The organism is Pseudarthrobacter sp. AG30, from assembly GCF_003116525.1.
Taxonomy (GTDB): domain Bacteria; phylum Actinomycetota; class Actinomycetes; order Actinomycetales; family Micrococcaceae; genus Arthrobacter.
On the sequence record NZ_QEHL01000012.1, the window covers coordinates 147102 to 165115 of the forward strand.

An 18014-nucleotide genomic window follows, 5' to 3' on the forward strand; every position below is an offset into this window, starting at 1 on the left:
CCTCGATGCCCTGCACTGGTGGCAATCGGGTCCATAGATTAATCCTGTGAAAGAAACCGGGATCATGAGCGCCGTCAACGCCTGTCTACACTGTAGACTTTACCCGTAGACTACATATGAGGCAACCCTCTCGAATGATCTCGGGTCAGTTGTCCGCAGCGAGGACAAATTCATGACTTCCCCCAAACCATCCGGCACCGGCAAGGCCAAGGCCAGGCTCAGCCGGGACATCGTGCTGGCCAAAGCGCTGGAAATGGTGGATGCGGAAGGCCTCGAAGCATTGACCATGCGCCGCCTGGGCCAGGAGCTCGGCAGGGACCCGATGAGCCTTTACCGCTATGCGGAGAATCGGGCTGCCTTGCTCGACGGGGTTTCGGAACTGGTGCTGGACCAGCTCACCATCCAGCAGGATGACCCTGACTGGAAGGCGCAGTTGCGGGCGATCGCCCACAACCTGCGGACCCTGGCGCTCCAGCATCCCAACGTGGTGCCCCTGTTGGTGACCAGGCCACTCTCCACGCCCCTCGGCTTGCGCCCGCTGGGCACGCTGCGGCCGCTGGAGAAGATCCTTTCCCTGCTGGTGTCGGCCGGATTCGATCCCTCAGACGCGCTGCACGTCTACCGCGTGTACTACGGCTTCCTCTACGGCCACATCCTCAACGAACTGCAGGAGTTCGTAGTGGACCCCGAAGAGAACGAGGTGCTGCTGCGGCTGGGGCTCCACCGCCTGCCCGCCAAGGAATTTCCCAACCTGCGGGCGTTGGCCCCGGCCTTGGCAGATTACGACGGCGCCAGCGAGCTTGACCAGGGGCTCACCATCCTCTTGTCCGGACTGGAAGCACAGCTGTCCCGGCAGGCGGCAGCAGCGCTCGGCTAGAACGGAAGCGGGCGGCGGGGCATTATTCGAACGAGGCCCTGCGCCGGTCCTGCACGCGGGTGTTCCAGACATCCGGCCGGTTGACCTGGAACCTGCGGCCGGTCAGGGCCTTCGCGTTCAGCCGGACGTAGTTGGCCTTTTCGCCGGGCTGCCACGGTTCCAGACCGAGGCCGTCCACTTGGTCCTTTACCGCCTGGTCCTCGATGATCCCGGTATCGCCGCGCACCACCACGCTCCATGCCATTTCGGTGGCGGGGTCGTAGCCGTCGATCTCCAGCGCCGCCGGCCGCTCCATTTTGGCGCCCCAGAGCTTGGAACCGGGCGCTGTCCGGAAGACGATGCTGCGCAGGTGGACGATGTAGTTCACGGGAAAGATTTCGGGATGCTCGTCCACCACGATGGCCAGCCTGCCCACGGTGTCATTGGCGAGGAGTTCCCAGCAGTCGTCAAAGGAGAGGTTTTCGATCGGCAGCTTGTGCGAGTCCATGGTCCACACCTTACGGGTGAAGCCGGGAGGGCAAAAGGGGCCGGTGGCCCTGTTGCGCGGCTACTGGATCCCGGCGAAAAGTCCGCTCAACTCCGCTGTCAGTTCCTTCTGCACGGCCGGCGTGCCGATTTCCTTGCCGTCGATACGGTTCACGGGGGCCAGCAGCCGGACGCTGGAGATCAGCCAGACGGCATCCGCATCCAGCAGGTCGCGGGGCTCCAGCGGGCCGTACCCCAGCTCCCAGCCCGCCGCCTTGGCCGCCGCGAAAAGCGCGCCCTGGGACGTTCCGGGCAGGATGCCGCTGTCCAGCTGCGGCGTGATGAGGCGCTTGACCGCAGTGCCGTCGTCGGACTTTTCCACGTGGGCCAGCAGCACGGTGGAGGTGGGCCCTTCCAGGACGCGGCCGTCGGATGAGGTGAAGATGACGTCGTCCGCGCCCTGCTTGTGGGCGTGCCGGAGGGCCGCCATGTTCACCGCGTAGGACAGCGTCTTGGCACCCAGGAGCAGCCACGGGGCCCGTTCGGCCACGTCACTGTCATAGCCGCGGTCCAGCAGGATTACGTCGATGCCGGTTTCCCGCTGGCGGCGGCCCGCCGCTCCGGCAGGTGAGACCTGCACCCAGGCGGTGGGGGCCGGGGCGCCCTCGACGCCGCGGGTCACCACCAGCTTGACCACCAGTTCGTCGGCGGCAGCGTCCGACGGCGGGTTCCCGGCGCGGTGCCGGGCAACGGCGGCCGCGATGGCGCGCTGCCACACGTCCTGCCCCGGAATGTCGAGGTCCAGCGCGCGGGCGGAGCCTGCAAGCCGGTCCAGGTGGGCCTGCATTTTCCGGACTGTCCCGCCGACGGCCAGCATGGTTTCGAAGATCCCGTCACCCCGGGTGACGCCCAGGTCCGTGACCAGGAGCTGCGGTTTGGCGGCGTCGGCTACCCTGCCGTCGGGGTAGGCAGGGTCAAGGAAAACGAGGACAACGGGGGCTGGAGAGCTCATGGCACCAGCTTAGTGCGGCGGCGCCGCTAAGCTGGGCGGAGTGCGCCGGCCGGAACCGTCCCCGGAGCCCGACCTCCCCGGGAGATATTGACGTGTTGTGGCCTTTTTCGCTTGCCGGCACCGCGCCGACGTGGGTTGTGGTGCTCCTGGGCTTTGCCGACCTGGTGATCAGGGTCCTCGCACTGGGCATCATCCCCGGCAACAGGCGCCCCACCACAGCCATGGCGTGGCTGCTGGGGATCTTCTTCATCCCGTTCCTGGGCATCGTCCTGTTCCTGCTCTTCGGCAACTTCCAGCTGTCCAGCCGCCGCCGCGCGCAGCAGGAGCAGGTTAACGACCGCGTGCGGGCCGGCATCACTGCCTTGTCGGACGTCGAGAGCGACTACCCCGGGCCGGAATGGGTGAAGTCCGCGGCGGAGCTCAACCGCACCCTGGGTTCGCTTCCCATGGTGGACGGCAACTCCGTTGAGCTCATCCCCGGCTACCCGGACTCCATCCTGGCCATGACCAACGCGGTGCGGAAGGCGAAGACCTTCGTCAACGCCGAGTTCTACATCATGAGCTCGGACCACGTCACCAACGACCTGCTCACGGCCATGGAAGAGGCGGCCGAACGGGGCGTGGAAGTGCGGCTCCTGTTCGACCACATCGGCACGTTGCGCATCAAGGGCTACCGGAAGCTGCTCAAGCGCCTGCGGGCCGGCAAGATCCAGTGGAAGCGGATGCTCCCCTTACTGCCCATCCGTGGCCAATGGCGCCGGCCGGACCTGCGCAACCACCGCAAGATCATGGTGGTGGACGGCGAAATCGCCTTCACTGGGTCGCAGAACCTGATCGAGCCCTCCTACAACAACCCGCGGCACCGCAAGGCCGGCCGCGAATGGGTGGAACTGATGGCCTGCCTGCGGGGGCCGATCGTGACCACCCTTAACGTCGTCTTCGCCACCGACTGGCTGAGCGAGACCGACGAATCCCTGGAACACCAGCTGCAACTGCCGGCGAATCCCGAGCCCGGAGATGTCACGGCCCAGGTGGTGCCCAGCGGCCCCGGGTTCATCACGGAAAACAACCTCCGGCTCTTCAACACGCTCATCTACTCCGCGCAGCACCGGATTTCCATCTGCAGCCCCTATTTCGTCCCGGACGACTCCCTGCTGTATGCCATCACCACCGCGGCGCAGCGCGGCGTCGATGTGGAACTGTTCGTCTCCGAAAAGGGCGACCAGTTCCTGGTCCACCACGCGCAGCGGTCCTACTACGAAGCACTCCTCGAGGCAGGCGTACGCATCTACCTGTACAAGGCGCCGTTCGTGCTGCACGCCAAGCACTTCACCATCGACGACGAAGTGGCCGTCCTGGGATCGAGCAACATGGACATGCGTTCCTTCTCGCTGAACCTTGAGGTTTCCGTGATGCTCCTGGGCGAGGAGATCGTCAACAAGATGCGCGCGGTGGAGGACACCTACCGGGACATCTCCCACGAGTTGAAGCTGGCGGACTGGCTGAACCGGCCGCTGGCCGCCCGGTATGTGGACAACGTGGCCCGGCTGACGGCCACGGTGCAGTAGGACCGCCGTGTTCCGCTAAGCCAGGGTCAGTCCTCCGGGAAGTCCGAGCCGAGGGTGGAGAGCACGCCAAAGGCCTTGGTGCGGATCTCGTCGTACTCGTCGTCCGGGTCGGAGTCCGACGTGATGGCACCGCCGACGCCGAGCGTCAGGTCCGCGGCTCCGTCGCCGGAGGCGTCGATCACCAGGGTCCGGATGGCGACGGCGAGGTCGGTCGCCGAGTTGAGCGAGAAGTACCCGATGGCCCCCGAGTAGAACCCGCGGGGCCCGGCCTCCAGCCGGTCCAGGATGGCCATGGTGCTGATCTTGGGCGCGCCGGTCATGGACCCTGCCGGGAAGCAGGCCGCCACTGCCTCGGCCCGGGCCGCCCCGGGGAGGAGCCGGGCGTCGATGGTGCTGACCATCTGGTGGACGGTGGCGTAACTTTCGATCGCGCACAGCCGGCTGACCGTCACGGAGCCGGGCACCGCAAAGTGGCTGAGATCGTTGCGCAGCAGGTCAACGATCATGATGTTCTCGGCGCGGTCCTTCACGGACGTGGCCAGGTCGGCGCGCAGTTGCAAGTCTTCCTGCGGATCGGCAGCCCGGCGGCGGGTGCCCTTGATCGGTTCGGCGCGCATGCCGCCGTCGGCTGCTATCTTCAGGAACCGTTCGGGCGAGGTGCTGGCGACGGAAAGGCCGCCCAGCCGCAGGTAACTGGCGAACGGGGCCGGGTTGCGGCGGCGCAGCGCGAGGTAGATGGCCCAGGGATCCAGGGTCTCCGCCGACATCCGGGCTTCCAGGGTGGTGGTCAGGCAGACTTCGTAGGTGTTTCCCTGCGCAATCTCGTGCTGGGCGGCCGCAATTTTCGCCCGGTAGCGGGCGCCCGTGTCCCGGCTGCGGAAAACGGGCGGGCCGGGGCGTCCGACGCCGGTGCTGCCGCCGGCATCCCCGGCGCCCACCGCTCTTGTGCCCACCGCTCCGGCGGGGCCCGCGGGGGTCGTGGAGGCTGAAGCGGCGGCCTGCACGGCTGCCCGTGCGCGGTCCAGCCATTCATCGGCGTCAGGTGCCGCAAGCGCCAGGAGCCAGGCGGTGCCTTCGGCATGGTCAAGCACCACGGCCCGGCCGGCGAAGATCAGGGCGGCGTCCGGTGTGGGGGCGGAAAGGTCGCTGCCGCCGGTTTCGCGCTTGAGTTCGTAACCCAGGCAGCCAAGCCACCCCAGGGTGAACTCGCCCGGATAGCCCTCGGGAGTCCGGACCGCCCGCCGGCCCCAGACGGTATTCAGCCAGCGGAAGAACGGGCCCGGAACCTTCGCCACGGACGAACCCGCGCTGATGAAGCCCATCCCCGCGCGGTGCGTGACATACTGCCCGAACGTGCCGGCGTCGTCCGCCATGATGCTGAACCGGCTGCGTTCGGCGGCCGGTGCGTCCCGGTGGTTGGAGGAGTCCAGCCAAACGGCGTTGGGGGAGCGGCCGTACAGGGATTCGAACAGGGCCGGTGCGTCCGGTGCCAGGTCCAGGCGCTCGGCGTGCAGGCGGAGGCCGCGGCGGGCGGACAATTCCGGGGCGAGCACCGGTGCCAGCGCAGGCAGGTAGGGGAGGAGCCGCAACAGGTCTGCGGGCGCGGAGCCGTCAGCGCGGTTGTTGACGCGCAGGTCCGCCCGGCCGGGGACGTTGTCGCGGCCCAGCCATTCTTCCTCCTGGGCCGCCCACTGGTCCCAGAACGGCCTGTAGGTGTCGCCGTCGCGGTCCAGGGCCCGGGTCCGTCGGACGTCGTCCGGTGCCTCCGCCCAGATCACGGCGTTCAGGAACGGGCGGGCAGGCTCGGACGCTGCGCCCACGCCCTCCACGATGACGATCTCGGCCGGCAGTGTTACCCGGGCATCGCCGTCGTAATGGTTGGCCCAGTCCCAGCTGGTCCAGGTGGCGGCCTCGCCCAGGCTCAGCGGCGTGAGGACCGTGGACACATAGCGTTCGACGCCGGCCGCGAGCCCGTCCCAGCCCGGGTAGATGTCCTCGAGGTGGAACAAGGACACCTTGTGGTGGGCGCGGAGCAGCGCCGCGAGTTCGACTGCCAAGGTGGTCTTGCCTGCGCCGGAGCGCCCGTCGATGGCGATGATGACGGGGGCTGGGCTCATGGACTAGAGCGTACCGTTTTCAGCGTGCCTGCCGCTGCAGTCCCGTGTCCCGCAGGGCCTCCGACTTGATGTGGTCCACGATCCCGGGAAGGGCGGAGTGGATCTGGTGCCAGACGGCATCGAAATCGGCGTGGCCGCCGTACCAGGGATCCTCGATGCCCTGGTCCAGCCGGTCGCGGCCGGCCATGGCCGGGTCGAAGCTGCGGAGCATCCGGATCTTGTTCAAGGCATCCCGGCCCGGTGCTGCCTCGGTGAGCCAGGCGTAATGGTCGATGTCCAGGGCCAGGATCAGGTCGCGCTCGCTGAACCACCGCGGGTCCCACTCCCGGGCGACATGGTTTTCGGAGGCCAACTGTGCTGCCGCGAGCCGGCGGGCGGCCCGGGGATCGATGGGCCTGCCGGCCTCGTAGCCGGTGGTGCCGGCGGAGTCCACCTCCACCAGCCCGTCCAGCCCTTCCCGTTCCAGCGCTGCCGCGAGCATGAGCTCGGCCATGGGGGACCTGCAGATGTTGCCGGTGCAGACGGTGATGACACGGTATGGGCTCGACGTTGAGTTCATGAAGCTAAGCATGCGCGCTGGTTGCCCGTCTTGGCTAGCGGGCTGTTCACAATGTTTTACGGGTTTGTAAAGATGAATTACTGGCTGTCATATGGGGATGGCTTCCGTGTGGCTGTGCCCTCCGCCCGGCCGCTAGTGGATCAGGGCCAGCAGGATGCCAACGCCCACGAACAGGGTGCCGAAGACCCTGCTGAGGACGATTTGGCCCGGCTCGGTGCTGGTGAAGCGCTGGAAGGACCTGGCGGCCGCGGCGAAGAAGAACCACATCACCAGGATGTCGATGACCACGATGGTGGCCGTGAGCACCGCGTATTGCGTGAACAAGGGTTGCTCAGGCCGGATGAACTGCGGTGTGAACGCCAGGAAGAACACGATCGCCTTCGGATTCAGCAGGTTGACCCAGAAGCCGCGCCGGAAGATGGACCACGCCGGTTCATCGCGCAGGGCGGCGGCCTCCTCCCGGGCGGCCGTGGGCTTGCTCAGGAACTGGCGGATACCCAGGTACACCAGGTACGCGGCGCCGGCGTATCGGATCACGTTGAAGGCCACGGGCGAGCTCGCCACCAGCACCCCTACACCCAGGGCAACAATCAGCACATGCACCACCAGGGCCGCCTGCTGGCCCAGGATTCCCCAAATGGACCGTCGGAACCCCGCATTCAGCGAGTTGCTCATGGTGTTGATGGCCCCGGCACCCGGGGTGAAGCTGATAAGGGCGCCGGCACCTGCAAGGGCCAGCCAAAGGGAAAATTCCACTCATCAATCCTAGGGGCGGCGCGCCTCGGGTTCAGCGCTAGGCTCTGGCGATCACTTCGCCATTGGGGATCAGGAACCAGCCGTCGTCGGTGGAACCCCACCGGTGCCAGCCCGCGGAAATCCTGGCCAGGTCCGCCGGGTTGGCGAACCCGTACTCCAGGGCCTGCTCCGCGAAGGCTGAATGCAGCACCCGCTCGCCCCACACCCGCGCCTGCCAGCGGCGCTGCTGGGCCGTGGCGTACAACCAGTTGCTGCTGCTGGGGGCGACGTCGCTGAACCCCGCGGACTGGGCCCAGCTGACCAGCCGGCGCCCGGCGTCGGGCTCTGCTCCGTTGCGGCGGGCAATCCGCTGGTACAGGTCCATCCACTCGTCCAGTTCCGGGATGGCCGGATACCAGCTCATCCCGTGGAAGTCCGCGTCCCGGACCGCCACGATGCCGCCGGGTTTGGCCACCCGGCGCATCTCCCGCAAGGCCTCCACCGGGTCCGTCAGGTGCTGGAGCACCTGGTGTGCGTGGACGAGGTCGAACGTTTCGTCCGCGAAGTCAAGGTCGTAGATATTGCCGGCAACAAATTCAACATTGGGAACGCCGCGTTCGGCGGCGAGGACCTGTGCCTGGGCGATGACGTCCGGCGAGCGGTCCAGGCCGGTGACGTGCCCGGGGTTGACCAGCGCGGCAAAGTCGCAGGTGATGCTGCCGGGCCCGCAGCCGACGTCCAGCAGGGCTGTTCCCGGCGTAAGGTGCGGGAGGACGAACGCCGCGGAATTTTCGGCGGTCCGGGCGGCATGGGCGCGGACCACCGATTCGTGGTGGCCGTGCGTGTAGACGTCTTCCCCTGGCTGCTGCGCACTCATAACCAAACGTTACTCCCAACCGGGCTGCGGTTGGCGCCTCTTCGCGGCCAACACCACAAGCCCCGGGGCTTATCCGGGGTGGCCGCCCTTGGGTTTTTCGTCGTCGGATTCTTCCCGGGCCGCGGCGGTTGCCTCGACCATGGCGGTCATGAAACGGGTCACTGTTTCCAGTTCCGCCGCGGAGAACCCTGCCATGGCGCTGTCCATGTGCTGCGCCAGCGGGGCGAAGATGGCGCCGCCGTCCCTGAAAGCCTTGGGCGTCATCTTCAGTTGGACCTGGCGCCGGTCCGTGGCGTGCCGTTCACGGACCACATGCCCGGAATTGTCCAGCCGGTCGATCAGTGCCGTGGTGGCGGGGGAGCTCAGGTTGAGCTCCTTCCGCAGGACGCCGGGGGTTACCACCTCGCCCCTTGCCGTATGGCGCATGATCACCGCCAGGGCATTCATGTCTGTCCGGTGCATGTCCTTGCGGTCACCGGCCGCGTCCACGTACCGGTTCGCCTCGATGGTGAACTCCTGCAAAAGCCGAAGCAGGGGGTTCGGCGGGCCGAATTCCGGTCCGGCCTGGGGAAAGGACGGTGGACCTGATGCAGTCTGTCCTGCCATGCCCGCCTCCCTTCAGCCATTCGTGTTTGCGTTCGTGCCGGACCGTTCCTGCCGGGCCTTTTCCGCCCGACCGTACTGACGGATATTACTGCAGAAGCCCGAGGCCCGGCCCTGTCCGCGCTATCCGTACCGGCGGTACCGGAAAAAAGCTCGACTGGCACTTATCTCCATGATGGAGATAATCTATGCTGGAATCAATCCTACTCGCGGCACCCTGGATGGAAGGCATCATGAAACGAACAAAAGTTGCCAAAGAGCGCGTCCCGTTCTGGCTGCGCTGGCTCATCCCCGTCGTCCTGGTCGTGACCTGGCTGGGACTGGCCGGGGTGGGCGGCCCCACGTTCGGCCGCCTCGAAGAAGTCTCCAGCAATGACCAGGCGTCCTTCCTGCCCGCCAGCGCCGAAGCGACCGAGGCGCAGGACTGGCAGGCAAAGTTCCGGGACTCGGACGAGGTGCCCGGCATCATCGTCATCGAAAACACCGCCGCCTTCACCCCCGCGCAGCTGGGCGGGTTGGCCACGCTCAAGACCAGCCTCGAAGGCCTCAAACTGGGCAGCGCCGTGATCGGCCCGATCCCCTCCAAAGACGCCAAAGCCGTCCAGTTCGTTGTCCCCATCGGGTCCTCCACCGAACTGAAGGACGCCGTCAAGGAGCTCCGTGACACGGTGTCCGCGGCGGCGCCGCAGGGAACCCAAACCTTCGTGACCGGACCGGCAGGGCTGGCCGCCGACCTTGCCGCCGCGTTCGGCGGCATTGACGGCATCCTGCTGATCGTGGCCCTGTCCGCCGTCTTCGTGATCCTGCTGATCGTCTACCGTTCCCTGCTGCTGCCCATCATGGTGCTGCTGACCTCCGTCTTTGCCCTCTGCGCGGCCATCCTGCTGGTGTTCGGGATGGCCAAGGCAGGCTGGATCCAGCTCAACGGCCAAAGCCAGGGCATCCTGTCCATCCTGGTGATCGGCGCGGCCACGGACTACGCCCTTCTCTTCGTGGCCCGCTTCCGCGAAGCCCTCACCCACACCACCAACCGCACCGCCGCAGTCCTCACCGCCTGGAAAGCCTCGTTCGAGCCGATCCTGGCCTCCGGCGCCACGGTGATCATTGCCCTGCTGTGCCTGCTGTTCTCGGACCTCAACTCCAACAAGGCCCTCGGCCCGGTCGCCGCCGCCGGCATCCTGTGCGCCCTGTTCGCCGCGCTGACCCTGCTGCCGGCACTGATGGCGCTCCTGGGCCGGGCCGCGTTCTGGCCGTTCCGCCCCAAGCTCGTCCCCGCCGACCAGCGCGAACCCGAGCTGGTGACCGGGCTGGAAGGACAGAAAGGCCTGTGGCGCGCCACGGGTTCCCTGGTGTCCCGGCGCCCCAGGACCGTATGGGTCGCGTCGGTCCTGCTGCTCCTGGTGGCGGCCGGCGGCCTGCTGCAGCTCAAAGCCAACGGCGTACCGCAAACGGACGTCATCCTCACGGCCTCCAACGCCGTTGACGGCCAGGACGCGCTGGCGCGCCACTTCGACGCCGGCAGCGGAAGCCCCGCCGTCGTGGTTGCGGACCAGGCCAAGGCCGCCGAAGTGCTGGACCGGGTCAAAGCGGACGACGGCGTGGGCGAGGCCTACCTCCTGGGGCCGGGCAGCGTGCCCATCACCGGAGCGCCGGGAGCTCCCAACACCCCGGACGTGAGGGACGGGAAGGTCCTGATCAACGCCACGCTGAACGACGCCGCCGACTCCCTGCAGGCTGAAGAAACCATCAAGGCCCTCCGCAGCGAGGTCAAGGCCGTGGATCCCGGCGCGCTGGTGGGCGGCGTGACCGCCACAGCCCTGGACACCAACACCACCGCCCAGCATGACCTCGTGGTCATCATCCCGGTGGTGCTCGTGGTGATCCTCTTCATCCTGATGCTGCTGCTGCGCTCCATCGTTGCCCCGGTCCTGCTGGTGCTGTCCGTGGTGCTGTCCTACGCGGCGGCGCTCGGCGTGTCCGCGTTCGTCTTCAACAACATCTTCGGGTTCCCCGGAGCGGATGCCACTGTCCCGCTGTTCGGCTTCGTGTTCCTGGTGGCCCTGGGCGTGGACTACAACATCTTCCTGATGAGCCGGGTCCGGGAGGAGTCGCTCAAGCACGGCACCCGGCCCGGGATCCTGCGCGGCCTCAGCGTGACCGGCGGGGTGATCACCTCGGCGGGTGTGGTGCTGGCCGCAACGTTTGCCGCCCTTGGCGTCATCCCCATCATGTTCCTGGTGCAGTTGGCCTTCATCGTGGCGTTCGGCGTGCTGCTGGACACCGTGCTGGTGCGCTCGCTACTGGTTCCGGCGCTCGCCTACGACATCGGCCCAAAGATCTGGTGGCCCGGAAAACTGGCCCGCGCCCAGGCCGGATCCGGCACCCGATCCCGGGAGTCCGGCCTCGAGCCCCGCACGGAGGTACCCACCCGCTGACGCTCAGCCCTGCCGCCGCCACCATTCCACGGTGGCGGCGGCAGCCGCGTCCAGCGGGGTGGGCCGTACGCCAAGGATGGCCTCCGAACGGGCCGAATCCATCACGAACGGGTGCTCAAACTGGTAGCCGAGCTCCGCCAGTTCCCGCATGTCGGCGGACACAAACGCCGCCGCCCGCAAAGCCCAGCCCGGCAGGACGCGCACCTTGGGTGCCGGCACGCCCGCGGCCCGGGCAAAAGCACGAACCAGCTCCCGCTGCGTCAGGGCCGGGCCGGTGGGGGCGTGCCAGACCGAGTTCCAGGCGGCGGGGTTGGCGGCTGCGGCGACCATCGCTGCGGCCAGGTCCGGAACGTAGGTAAAGGAGTGCGGCTGGTTCGCGCTCCCCACCACGCTGACATTCCGGCCGGCGAGGATGGGGACCACGATGCGCTCGCCGCCGTGCGCCATCTGGACCCGCGGACCAAAGAAGTCCCCGGCCACCACGCTGACAGTTGCCGCAGCTGCGTCCTCCCTCGCCTGCAGCAGGCGGGTGCGCACGCCGCGCTTGCCGCCGGCCGCCCGGCGCGGGCTGTCCTCGGTCATCACGCGGTCCGGCTCGCTGTATGAATACAGGCTTTCCGGAAAGACGACGACGGCGCCTGCCTCGTGTGCCGCGTTCAACACCGCCTGCTCGGCTGCGGGCAATTCCGCCTCCCAAGCTGCGGCGGTGTAGGACGAGCCGTGGATGCAGTGGAAGACGGCATCGACACCGGTGAAGACCTGCCGCAGGGTTTCGGGATCCTTGGCGTCTCCCGTGATCCGCTCAACCAAGGGGTGGTCGGGCCCGCTGCCGGACCGGGTGACTACGCGGACGCGGTGTCCATCGGCCGCGAGCTGCTCGGCAACCGTCCAGCCCACCGGCCCCGCACCGGTGACGACGAAATTCTTGACCATGAGTCCTCCTGGGAAAGTTTGTAGCGAGAGCGGTGCTCTCGCTTTCAGCATGGACCGGGTGTCGCAACCTTGTCAAGAGCACTGCTCTCCTCTGTTGGCACCGCTCTCGGTTGTGGCATGCTGGAGCCTGTGACGGACACAGAAAAAACGGACGCGACGGCGGCACCGGCCCGGGCCCTGACGCCCAGGCAGCGGGCACGGACGCAGACCGTGGCCGACATCATCCGGCTGGGACGGCGCCACCTGGCCCTGCACGGGGCGGCGGCACTGTCCCTCAGGGCGGTGGCCAGGGACTTGGGAGTGGTTTCCTCAGCCGTGTACCGCTACGTGGAAAGCCGGGATGAGCTGCTGACGCTGTTGCTGATAGATGCCTTCAATGAGCTGGGGGACGAGGTGGACGCCGCCATCGGGGCGGTTCCAGTCGATGACCACGCCGGCCGCTTCACGGCCTTGGGCCGCGCGGTACGGACCTGGGCGCTGCGGGAGCCGGCAAGCTATGCGCTCCTGTTCGGCAGCCCGGTCCCCGGCTACAACGCGCCCGCCGAGCGGACCACGGTCCCCGGTACCCGGGTGATCGTCGCCCTGATTGGCATCCTGGAGTCTGCCTTCCGGGCCGGGCGGCTGGCCGTGGCGGATGCCGTGCGGGCAGAGATCCCCACCGCGCTCCAAGCTGACCTGGACACCATCCGGGCACAGTTCGGCCTTACCGTCCCCGAGGAACTCGTGGCCCGGGGAGTCCTGGTGTGGAGCGCATTGTTTGGCGCCGTCAGCTTCGAGGCCTTCAACCAGTACGGGCCGGATACCTTCAGCGTTCCGGCGGAACTTTTCGACCACCATCTTGCCGTCCTTGCCGGCGTGGCGGGGCTGCAGCTGCGCGCGTCCCGTGATGACGGGTAGGCCTGGCCCTGTTGGCGGCCAGGGGGCCTCGGTAGACTGCCAGTGCGCCCGCACGGACGCGGAGCCTCGAAGGAGAGATGCACCATGACTGAGAACCCTGAAGTTGCAGCCGAGGAACCACGCAAGGGCAGCAGCGCCCCGGGCCTGGAAGGGGAAGGTGGTCAGTACGTGGACGGGGACTACGGCGCCGCGGGCACCATCAACGAGCCGGAACGCGAAGCCGACGGCGAATACGAGGAAGGCAACTACGGCGACGCCGGAACCACGGGAGGCGCGCGCACGGAGGAAGCGATCCGAGACGGCCTGACCGACGGCCAGGTCCAGTCGACCGCGGAGGACCGGGGACCGTTGCACGGCCGCCCGGACTCCGACCGGTAAGGAGTCCTCCCGGGCCGCTTCCTGTGCGGCCCGCTTCGCCCATTTATCGCAACGGCGCGGCTAGCGGCCCGCGGATTCCGGAACCGCTCCTGCGGCGACGTTTTCCGTGCTGCCCGAGTGGTTCCCGGCGTCCGGTGCCGCCACTGTGGCGTCCCCGGCCGGTTCGGCGTCGCTGCTGCGGGCGCGGCTGATCGCAGCCACCGCGGCCAGGACCGTCACCAGCCCGCCATACGCGTAGGTGGTGACCGGGAGGGACAGCACGGGGGCCAGCAGGCCGGCCAGCACTGCCGGAACGCCGAAAGCCGTATATGCCACCACGAAGAGCGAGGCGAAGGTGCCGGCGCGTTCGTGGTCCTCGACCAGGGGGCTGATGGACCGGATCACGCCCATGAACGCCGTGCCAAAACCTGCTCCGGCCACCACTACGGCAGCCAGGAACAGGCCAAACGAGCCCAGGCCGATGGCCAGCAGGGACAGCGCAGTTCCCAAGGCCAAAGCCGAGGTGCCGAAAATGGTGATGGTACGGGCTCCGAAGCGGTGCAGGACTGCAGCGGTGGCTGCTCCGGTGCCTGCCAGGATGGTGATCACCATGCCTTGCCACAGGTGCTCCCGGATGCCGAATGTGGCGTGGACTATCGCGGCGCCGAGCGAGAGGTACAGCCCGCCCGTGGCCCAGCCGGCAAAGACGGCCGGGGCGCCGGCGACGAATCCGCGGCGTGCGGCGGGTGGCAGGGTCAGGTGCGGCTTGAGCGAGGCCGCTGCCCCGGGCGTCCGGGGCGAGGTTTCGGGGGCGGCCCACACCAGTGCGGCGAACACCATGTACAGGACGGTCAGCGAAACGAACACCAGCGTGCGCGGCTCAGCCAGCAGGTCCAGCAGCAGGCCGGATGCCAGGGCGCCCAGTGCCAGGCCGCCCAGCGGCGCCACGGTGTTCCAGGCCGCACTGGAGCCCGGGTCATCCTCTGCTTCCAGGTCCGTGATCGCGGCAGAGAGCGTGGTCAGCAGGATGCCGCTGGCGATGCCCTGCAGTACGCGGGCCACCAGGAGCATGGCCAGCGAATCGGCAACCAGGAAGGCCGTGACGCTGGAGGCGAGCAGGATGAAGGCTGCGCTGATCACCGGCCTGCGGCCCAAGTGGTCCGAAATCGAGCCGAAGACCAGCAGGGCTGCCAGCAGCGCCACGGCGTACACGGCAAAGATCCCGGTGGTTGCCACGGGCGGCAGGTGCAGCTGCTCCTGCAGTGTGGGGTAGAAAGGCGACGGCGCGCTGGCTCCGGCCATCATCGCTGCCGTGGCAGCCGCGATCAGGGCAAAGCCCAGCCGCCGGCGTGCCTCCTGGGGCCGGGCTGCGGGGGAGTGCGTCAAAACGTGCCGCCTTCCGCGTAGGGTGAATTTGGTTCGAAAATAGTCGAAACCTCAGCCTACTGGCAGTGACGCTAATGGTTCAACTAAAGTCGAACTGTGGCTACACCGGCGAACCTTCCCCATCCCGAACGCGCGGACCTCCAGTTGCCCAGTGTGCTTTTTGCCCTGAGTGACCCGGACCGGCTGGAGATCGCGCGCCAGCTTCGCGCCGGCCCCCTTGACATGGCCGAGTGTGCCCTGAGCAACCCGGACATGCCCAAGTCCACCAAGTCCCACCTGATGAAGGTGCTGCGCGAGGCCGGCGTGATCCGCAACGAGGCCAACGGCCGCGGCCGCCGTTTGACCCTGCGCACGGAGGATCTTGAGGCGCGGTTCCCCGGACTGCTTGCGGCGGTGCTGGATGCGCCCGCCCGCGACTGAAGCCTCCGCGCCGATGGCGACGGGCCGCCGTCGTCCGTCCTCCTTGTACGCCGTGAGCAAAGTTGAGCGTAGTTCGCTCAAGTTGTGTTGACATCTGGTGGTGCCTGAGTAAAGTTGAGTCCAGAACGCTCAATCATTGGGCGCCACCCAGTTTCCAAGGAAAGAAGGAAGCAACACATGTCACGTGCAGTAGGTATCGACCTCGGAACCACCAACTCCGTCGTCTCCGTTCTCGAAGGTGGCGAGCCCACCGTTATTGCCAACGCCGAGGGTGGCCGCACCACGCCGTCGGTCGTTGCATTCTCCAAGTCCGGCGAAGTCCTGGTCGGCGAAATCGCCAAGCGCCAGGCCGTCAACAACATCGACCGCACCATCGCATCCGTCAAGCGCCACATGGGCACCGACTGGACCGTCGCGATCGATGACAAGAAGTACACCCCGCAGGAAATCTCCGCGCGTATCCTCATGAAGCTGAAGAACGACGCCGAGTCCTACCTGGGTGAAAAGGTCACCGACGCCGTCATCACCGTCCCGGCCTACTTCAACGACGCCGAGCGCCAGGCCACCAAGGAAGCCGGCGAGATCGCAGGCCTGAACGTCCTGCGCATCGTCAACGAGCCCACCGCCGCAGCCCTCGCCTACGGCCTGGACAAGGGCAAGGAAGACGAACTCATCCTCGTCTTCGACCTCGGCGGCGGCACCTTCGACGTCTCCCTGCTGGAAGTCGGCAAGGACGAAGACAACTTCTCCACCATCCAGGTCCGCGCCACCGCCGGTGACAACCGCCTGGGCGGCGACGACTGGGACCAGCGCGTCGTCGACTACCTGCTGAACCAGCTCAAGGTCAAGGGCATCGACCTGTCCAAGGACAAGATCGCCCTCCAGCGCCTCCGTGAGGCAGCCGAGCAGGCCAAGAAGGAACTCTCCTCCTCCTCCAGCACCAACGTCTCCCTCCAGTACCTCTCCGTCACCCCCGACGGCCCGGTCCACCTGGACGAGCAGCTGACCCGCGCCAAGTTCCAGGACCTCACCAAGGACCTGCTGGAGCGCACCAAGAAGCCGTTCCACGACGTCATCAAGGAAGCCGGCATCAAGCTTTCGGACATCAACCACATCGTGCTGGTCGGTGGCTCCACCCGTATGCCCGCCGTCTCCGAACTGGTCAAGGAACTGGCCGGCGGCAAGGAGCCCAACAAGGGCGTCAACCCGGATGAGGTCGTCGCCGTCGGTGCAGCCCTGCAGGCCGGTGTGCTGAAGGGTGAGCGCAAGGACGTCCTCCTGATCGACGTCACCCCGTTGTCCCTCGGCATCGAAACCAAGGGCGGCGTCATGACGCACCTGATCGAGCGGAACACCGCCATCCCCACCAAGCGGTCCGAGACCTTCACCACGGCGGACGACAACCAGCCGTCCGTGGCCATCCAGGTCTTTCAGGGCGAACGCGAGTTCACCCGCGACAACAAGCCGCTGGGCACCTTCGAACTGACCGGCATCGCGCCGGCTCCGCGCGGCGTCCCCCAGGTCGAGGTCACCTTCGACATCGACGCCAACGGCATCGTCCACGTCTCCGCGAAGGACAAGGGCACCGGCAAGGAACAGTCCATGACCATCACCGGTGGTTCCAGCCTCTCCAAGGAAGACATTGACCGCATGGTCAAGGACGCCGAGGAGCACGCAGCCGAGGACAAGGCCCGCCGCGAGGCAACCGACACCCGCAACACGGCCGAGCAGCTCGCCTACTCCGTGGACAAGCTGATCGCCGACAACGCGGACAAGCTGCCCGAAGAGGTCAAGACCGAGGTCCAGGGCGACGTCGACAGCCTCAAGAAGGCCCTCGAAGGCACGGACGACGCCGCCGTGAAGGCCGCGTTCGAGAAGCTGCAGGCCTCGCAGACCAAGCTGGGCGAAGCCATCTACTCGCAGGCCGGTTCGCCGGACGGTGCCGGCGCTGCCGGTGCCGAGGGTGCCGCCGGTGCCTCTGCGGGCAGCAAGGCCGATGAGGACATCGTCGACGCCGAGATCATCGACGAAGACGAAGCGAAGAAGTAGCCATGCCGCACCACGGTAACGAGGAAGAGCACAACTCATCCGCGAACCATGACGCCAGGCAGGGCAACGGCGAACCGGTCATCCGGGACAACCGTAAGGTTGACCCGGTGACCGGCCAGGCCCGGCACCCCGAAGGCGGCCACGCTCCAAGCGCCGGCCACCAGCATGGCGCTGCCGATTCCGATGGCGACGCACTGGCCCAGGCAGAGGAAATCCTCAACGGGGTGGACGTGCCCGCGGAGGAATCCGTGGCCCAGGGGGCTCCGGCCGCCGCCGGCAACGCAGAGGCCGCCGAACTGCGCAACGACCTGCTCCGCCTCCAGGCCGAGTACGTCAACTACCGCAAGCGGGTTGAACGGGACCGCGCCGTGGCCGGGGAGATGGCCGTCATCGGCGTCCTGAACTCCCTGCTCCCGGTCCTGGACGACGTCGACGCCGCACGGCAGCACGGCGACCTCACCGACGGGCCCTTCGCCGCGATCGCCACCAAGCTGGAGAACGCGCTGAAGACCTACGGCCTGGTCCGGATCAACGAGACCGGCGTGGAGTTCGATCCCACGATCCACGAAGCCCTGATCCAGCAGCCCGGCGAGGACATCGAGGTTGACACCGTCAGCCAGGTCCTCCGCTCCGGCTACAAATCAGGAGACCGCGTCCTCCGCGCCGCCCAGGTCATCGTCGCCGTCCCTGCGTAGCATTACCCCAACGCCTCCGCGGATGAGGG

At 67.4% G+C, this 18014-nt stretch carries 17 protein-coding genes; 8 read left to right on the plus strand and 9 right to left on the minus strand.

What is annotated here, in order from left to right; genetic code table 11:
- Positions 1 to 172 precede the first annotated feature (172 nt).
- Positions 173 to 877, plus strand: coding sequence for a TetR/AcrR family transcriptional regulator C-terminal domain-containing protein (locus DC347_RS11395; protein ID WP_109045510.1), 705 nt, complete (start codon positions 173 to 175; stop codon positions 875 to 877).
- A gap of 22 nt (positions 878 to 899) precedes the next feature.
- Here DC347_RS11395 and DC347_RS11400 read toward each other — a convergent pair whose 3' ends face one another.
- Positions 900 to 1364: a pyridoxamine 5'-phosphate oxidase family protein gene (locus tag DC347_RS11400; RefSeq protein ID WP_109045511.1), complete on the minus strand. Its 465-nt coding sequence runs from the start codon at positions 1362 to 1364 to the stop codon at positions 900 to 902.
- 60 nt (positions 1365 to 1424) lie between these two features.
- On the minus strand, positions 1425 to 2354 hold the full coding sequence (locus tag DC347_RS11405) for an aminodeoxychorismate lyase (RefSeq protein ID WP_109045512.1): 930 nt from the start codon (positions 2352 to 2354) through the stop codon (positions 1425 to 1427).
- A 95-nt stretch (positions 2355 to 2449) separates the two neighbouring features.
- On the opposite strand from DC347_RS11405, the gene cls reads away from it, so the two are divergent.
- Entirely contained in the window at positions 2450 to 3922 is a 1473-nt protein-coding gene (gene cls, locus DC347_RS11410) for a cardiolipin synthase (protein ID WP_109045746.1), read from the plus strand.
- A 26-nt stretch (positions 3923 to 3948) separates the two neighbouring features.
- Here the strand turns inward: cls and pabB are convergent, their stop codons facing one another.
- From pabB to DC347_RS11435, 5 genes are all read right to left on the minus strand, one after another.
- Positions 3949 to 6039 (minus strand): aminodeoxychorismate synthase component I, encoded by a 2091-nt coding sequence (gene pabB, locus DC347_RS11415; protein WP_109045513.1) that lies wholly within the window; start codon positions 6037 to 6039, stop codon positions 3949 to 3951.
- Between the two features lie 19 nt (positions 6040 to 6058).
- Positions 6059 to 6598, minus strand: a complete 540-nt coding sequence (locus DC347_RS11420) for a low molecular weight protein-tyrosine-phosphatase (RefSeq protein WP_109045514.1) — start codon at positions 6596 to 6598, stop codon at positions 6059 to 6061.
- A gap of 132 nt (positions 6599 to 6730) precedes the next feature.
- The gene (locus DC347_RS11425) at positions 6731 to 7354 is read right to left on the minus strand and encodes a LysE family transporter (RefSeq protein WP_018760745.1); all 624 of its coding nucleotides are present in this window, start codon (positions 7352 to 7354) and stop codon (positions 6731 to 6733) included.
- A gap of 37 nt (positions 7355 to 7391) precedes the next feature.
- Positions 7392 to 8210 carry a methyltransferase domain-containing protein gene (locus DC347_RS11430; RefSeq protein WP_109045515.1) on the minus strand — a complete coding sequence of 273 codons (819 nt, stop codon included), beginning with the start codon at positions 8208 to 8210 and terminating at the stop codon, positions 7392 to 7394.
- 69 nt (positions 8211 to 8279) lie between these two features.
- Positions 8280 to 8816 carry a MarR family winged helix-turn-helix transcriptional regulator gene (locus DC347_RS11435; RefSeq protein WP_026264352.1) on the minus strand — a complete coding sequence of 179 codons (537 nt, stop codon included), beginning with the start codon at positions 8814 to 8816 and terminating at the stop codon, positions 8280 to 8282.
- 230 nt (positions 8817 to 9046) lie between these two features.
- Between DC347_RS11435 and DC347_RS11440 the strand changes: the two genes are divergently transcribed.
- The gene (locus DC347_RS11440; RefSeq protein ID WP_109045747.1) at positions 9047 to 11248 is read left to right on the plus strand and encodes an efflux RND transporter permease subunit; all 2202 of its coding nucleotides are present in this window, start codon (positions 9047 to 9049) and stop codon (positions 11246 to 11248) included.
- Between the two features lie 3 nt (positions 11249 to 11251).
- On the opposite strand, the gene DC347_RS11445 is transcribed toward DC347_RS11440, so the two are convergent.
- On the minus strand, positions 11252 to 12181 hold the full coding sequence (locus tag DC347_RS11445) for an NAD-dependent epimerase/dehydratase family protein (protein ID WP_109045516.1): 930 nt from the start codon (positions 12179 to 12181) through the stop codon (positions 11252 to 11254).
- A gap of 129 nt (positions 12182 to 12310) precedes the next feature.
- Here DC347_RS11445 and DC347_RS11450 point away from each other — a divergent pair, with 129 nt between their 5' ends.
- Both DC347_RS11450 and DC347_RS11455 read left to right on the plus strand, forming a co-directional pair.
- On the plus strand, positions 12311 to 13078 hold the full coding sequence (locus DC347_RS11450) for a TetR/AcrR family transcriptional regulator (RefSeq protein ID WP_206073923.1): 768 nt from the start codon (positions 12311 to 12313) through the stop codon (positions 13076 to 13078).
- Between the two features lie 84 nt (positions 13079 to 13162).
- A complete protein-coding gene (locus DC347_RS11455; protein ID WP_018760751.1) occupies positions 13163 to 13456 on the plus strand; it encodes a hypothetical protein in 294 nt (97 codons plus the stop codon).
- Positions 13457 to 13516: 60 nt separating this feature from the next.
- Here DC347_RS11455 and DC347_RS11460 read toward each other — a convergent pair whose 3' ends face one another.
- Positions 13517 to 14821, minus strand: a complete 1305-nt coding sequence (locus DC347_RS11460) for an MFS transporter (RefSeq protein ID WP_109045518.1) — start codon at positions 14819 to 14821, stop codon at positions 13517 to 13519.
- 96 nt (positions 14822 to 14917) lie between these two features.
- Between DC347_RS11460 and DC347_RS11465 the strand changes: the two genes are divergently transcribed.
- The 3 genes from DC347_RS11465 to DC347_RS11475 all read left to right on the plus strand — a co-directional run bounded on the left by DC347_RS11465 (position 14918) and on the right by DC347_RS11475 (position 17985).
- Positions 14918 to 15241 (plus strand): helix-turn-helix transcriptional regulator, encoded by a 324-nt coding sequence (locus DC347_RS11465; protein WP_109045519.1) that lies wholly within the window; start codon positions 14918 to 14920, stop codon positions 15239 to 15241.
- A gap of 177 nt (positions 15242 to 15418) precedes the next feature.
- A complete protein-coding gene (gene dnaK / locus DC347_RS11470) occupies positions 15419 to 17290 on the plus strand; it encodes a molecular chaperone DnaK (RefSeq protein WP_018760754.1) in 1872 nt (623 codons plus the stop codon).
- Between the two features lie 2 nt (positions 17291 to 17292).
- The gene (locus DC347_RS11475) at positions 17293 to 17985 is read left to right on the plus strand and encodes a nucleotide exchange factor GrpE (RefSeq protein WP_109045520.1); all 693 of its coding nucleotides are present in this window, start codon (positions 17293 to 17295) and stop codon (positions 17983 to 17985) included.
- The last annotated feature ends 29 nt before the right edge of the window (positions 17986 to 18014 follow it).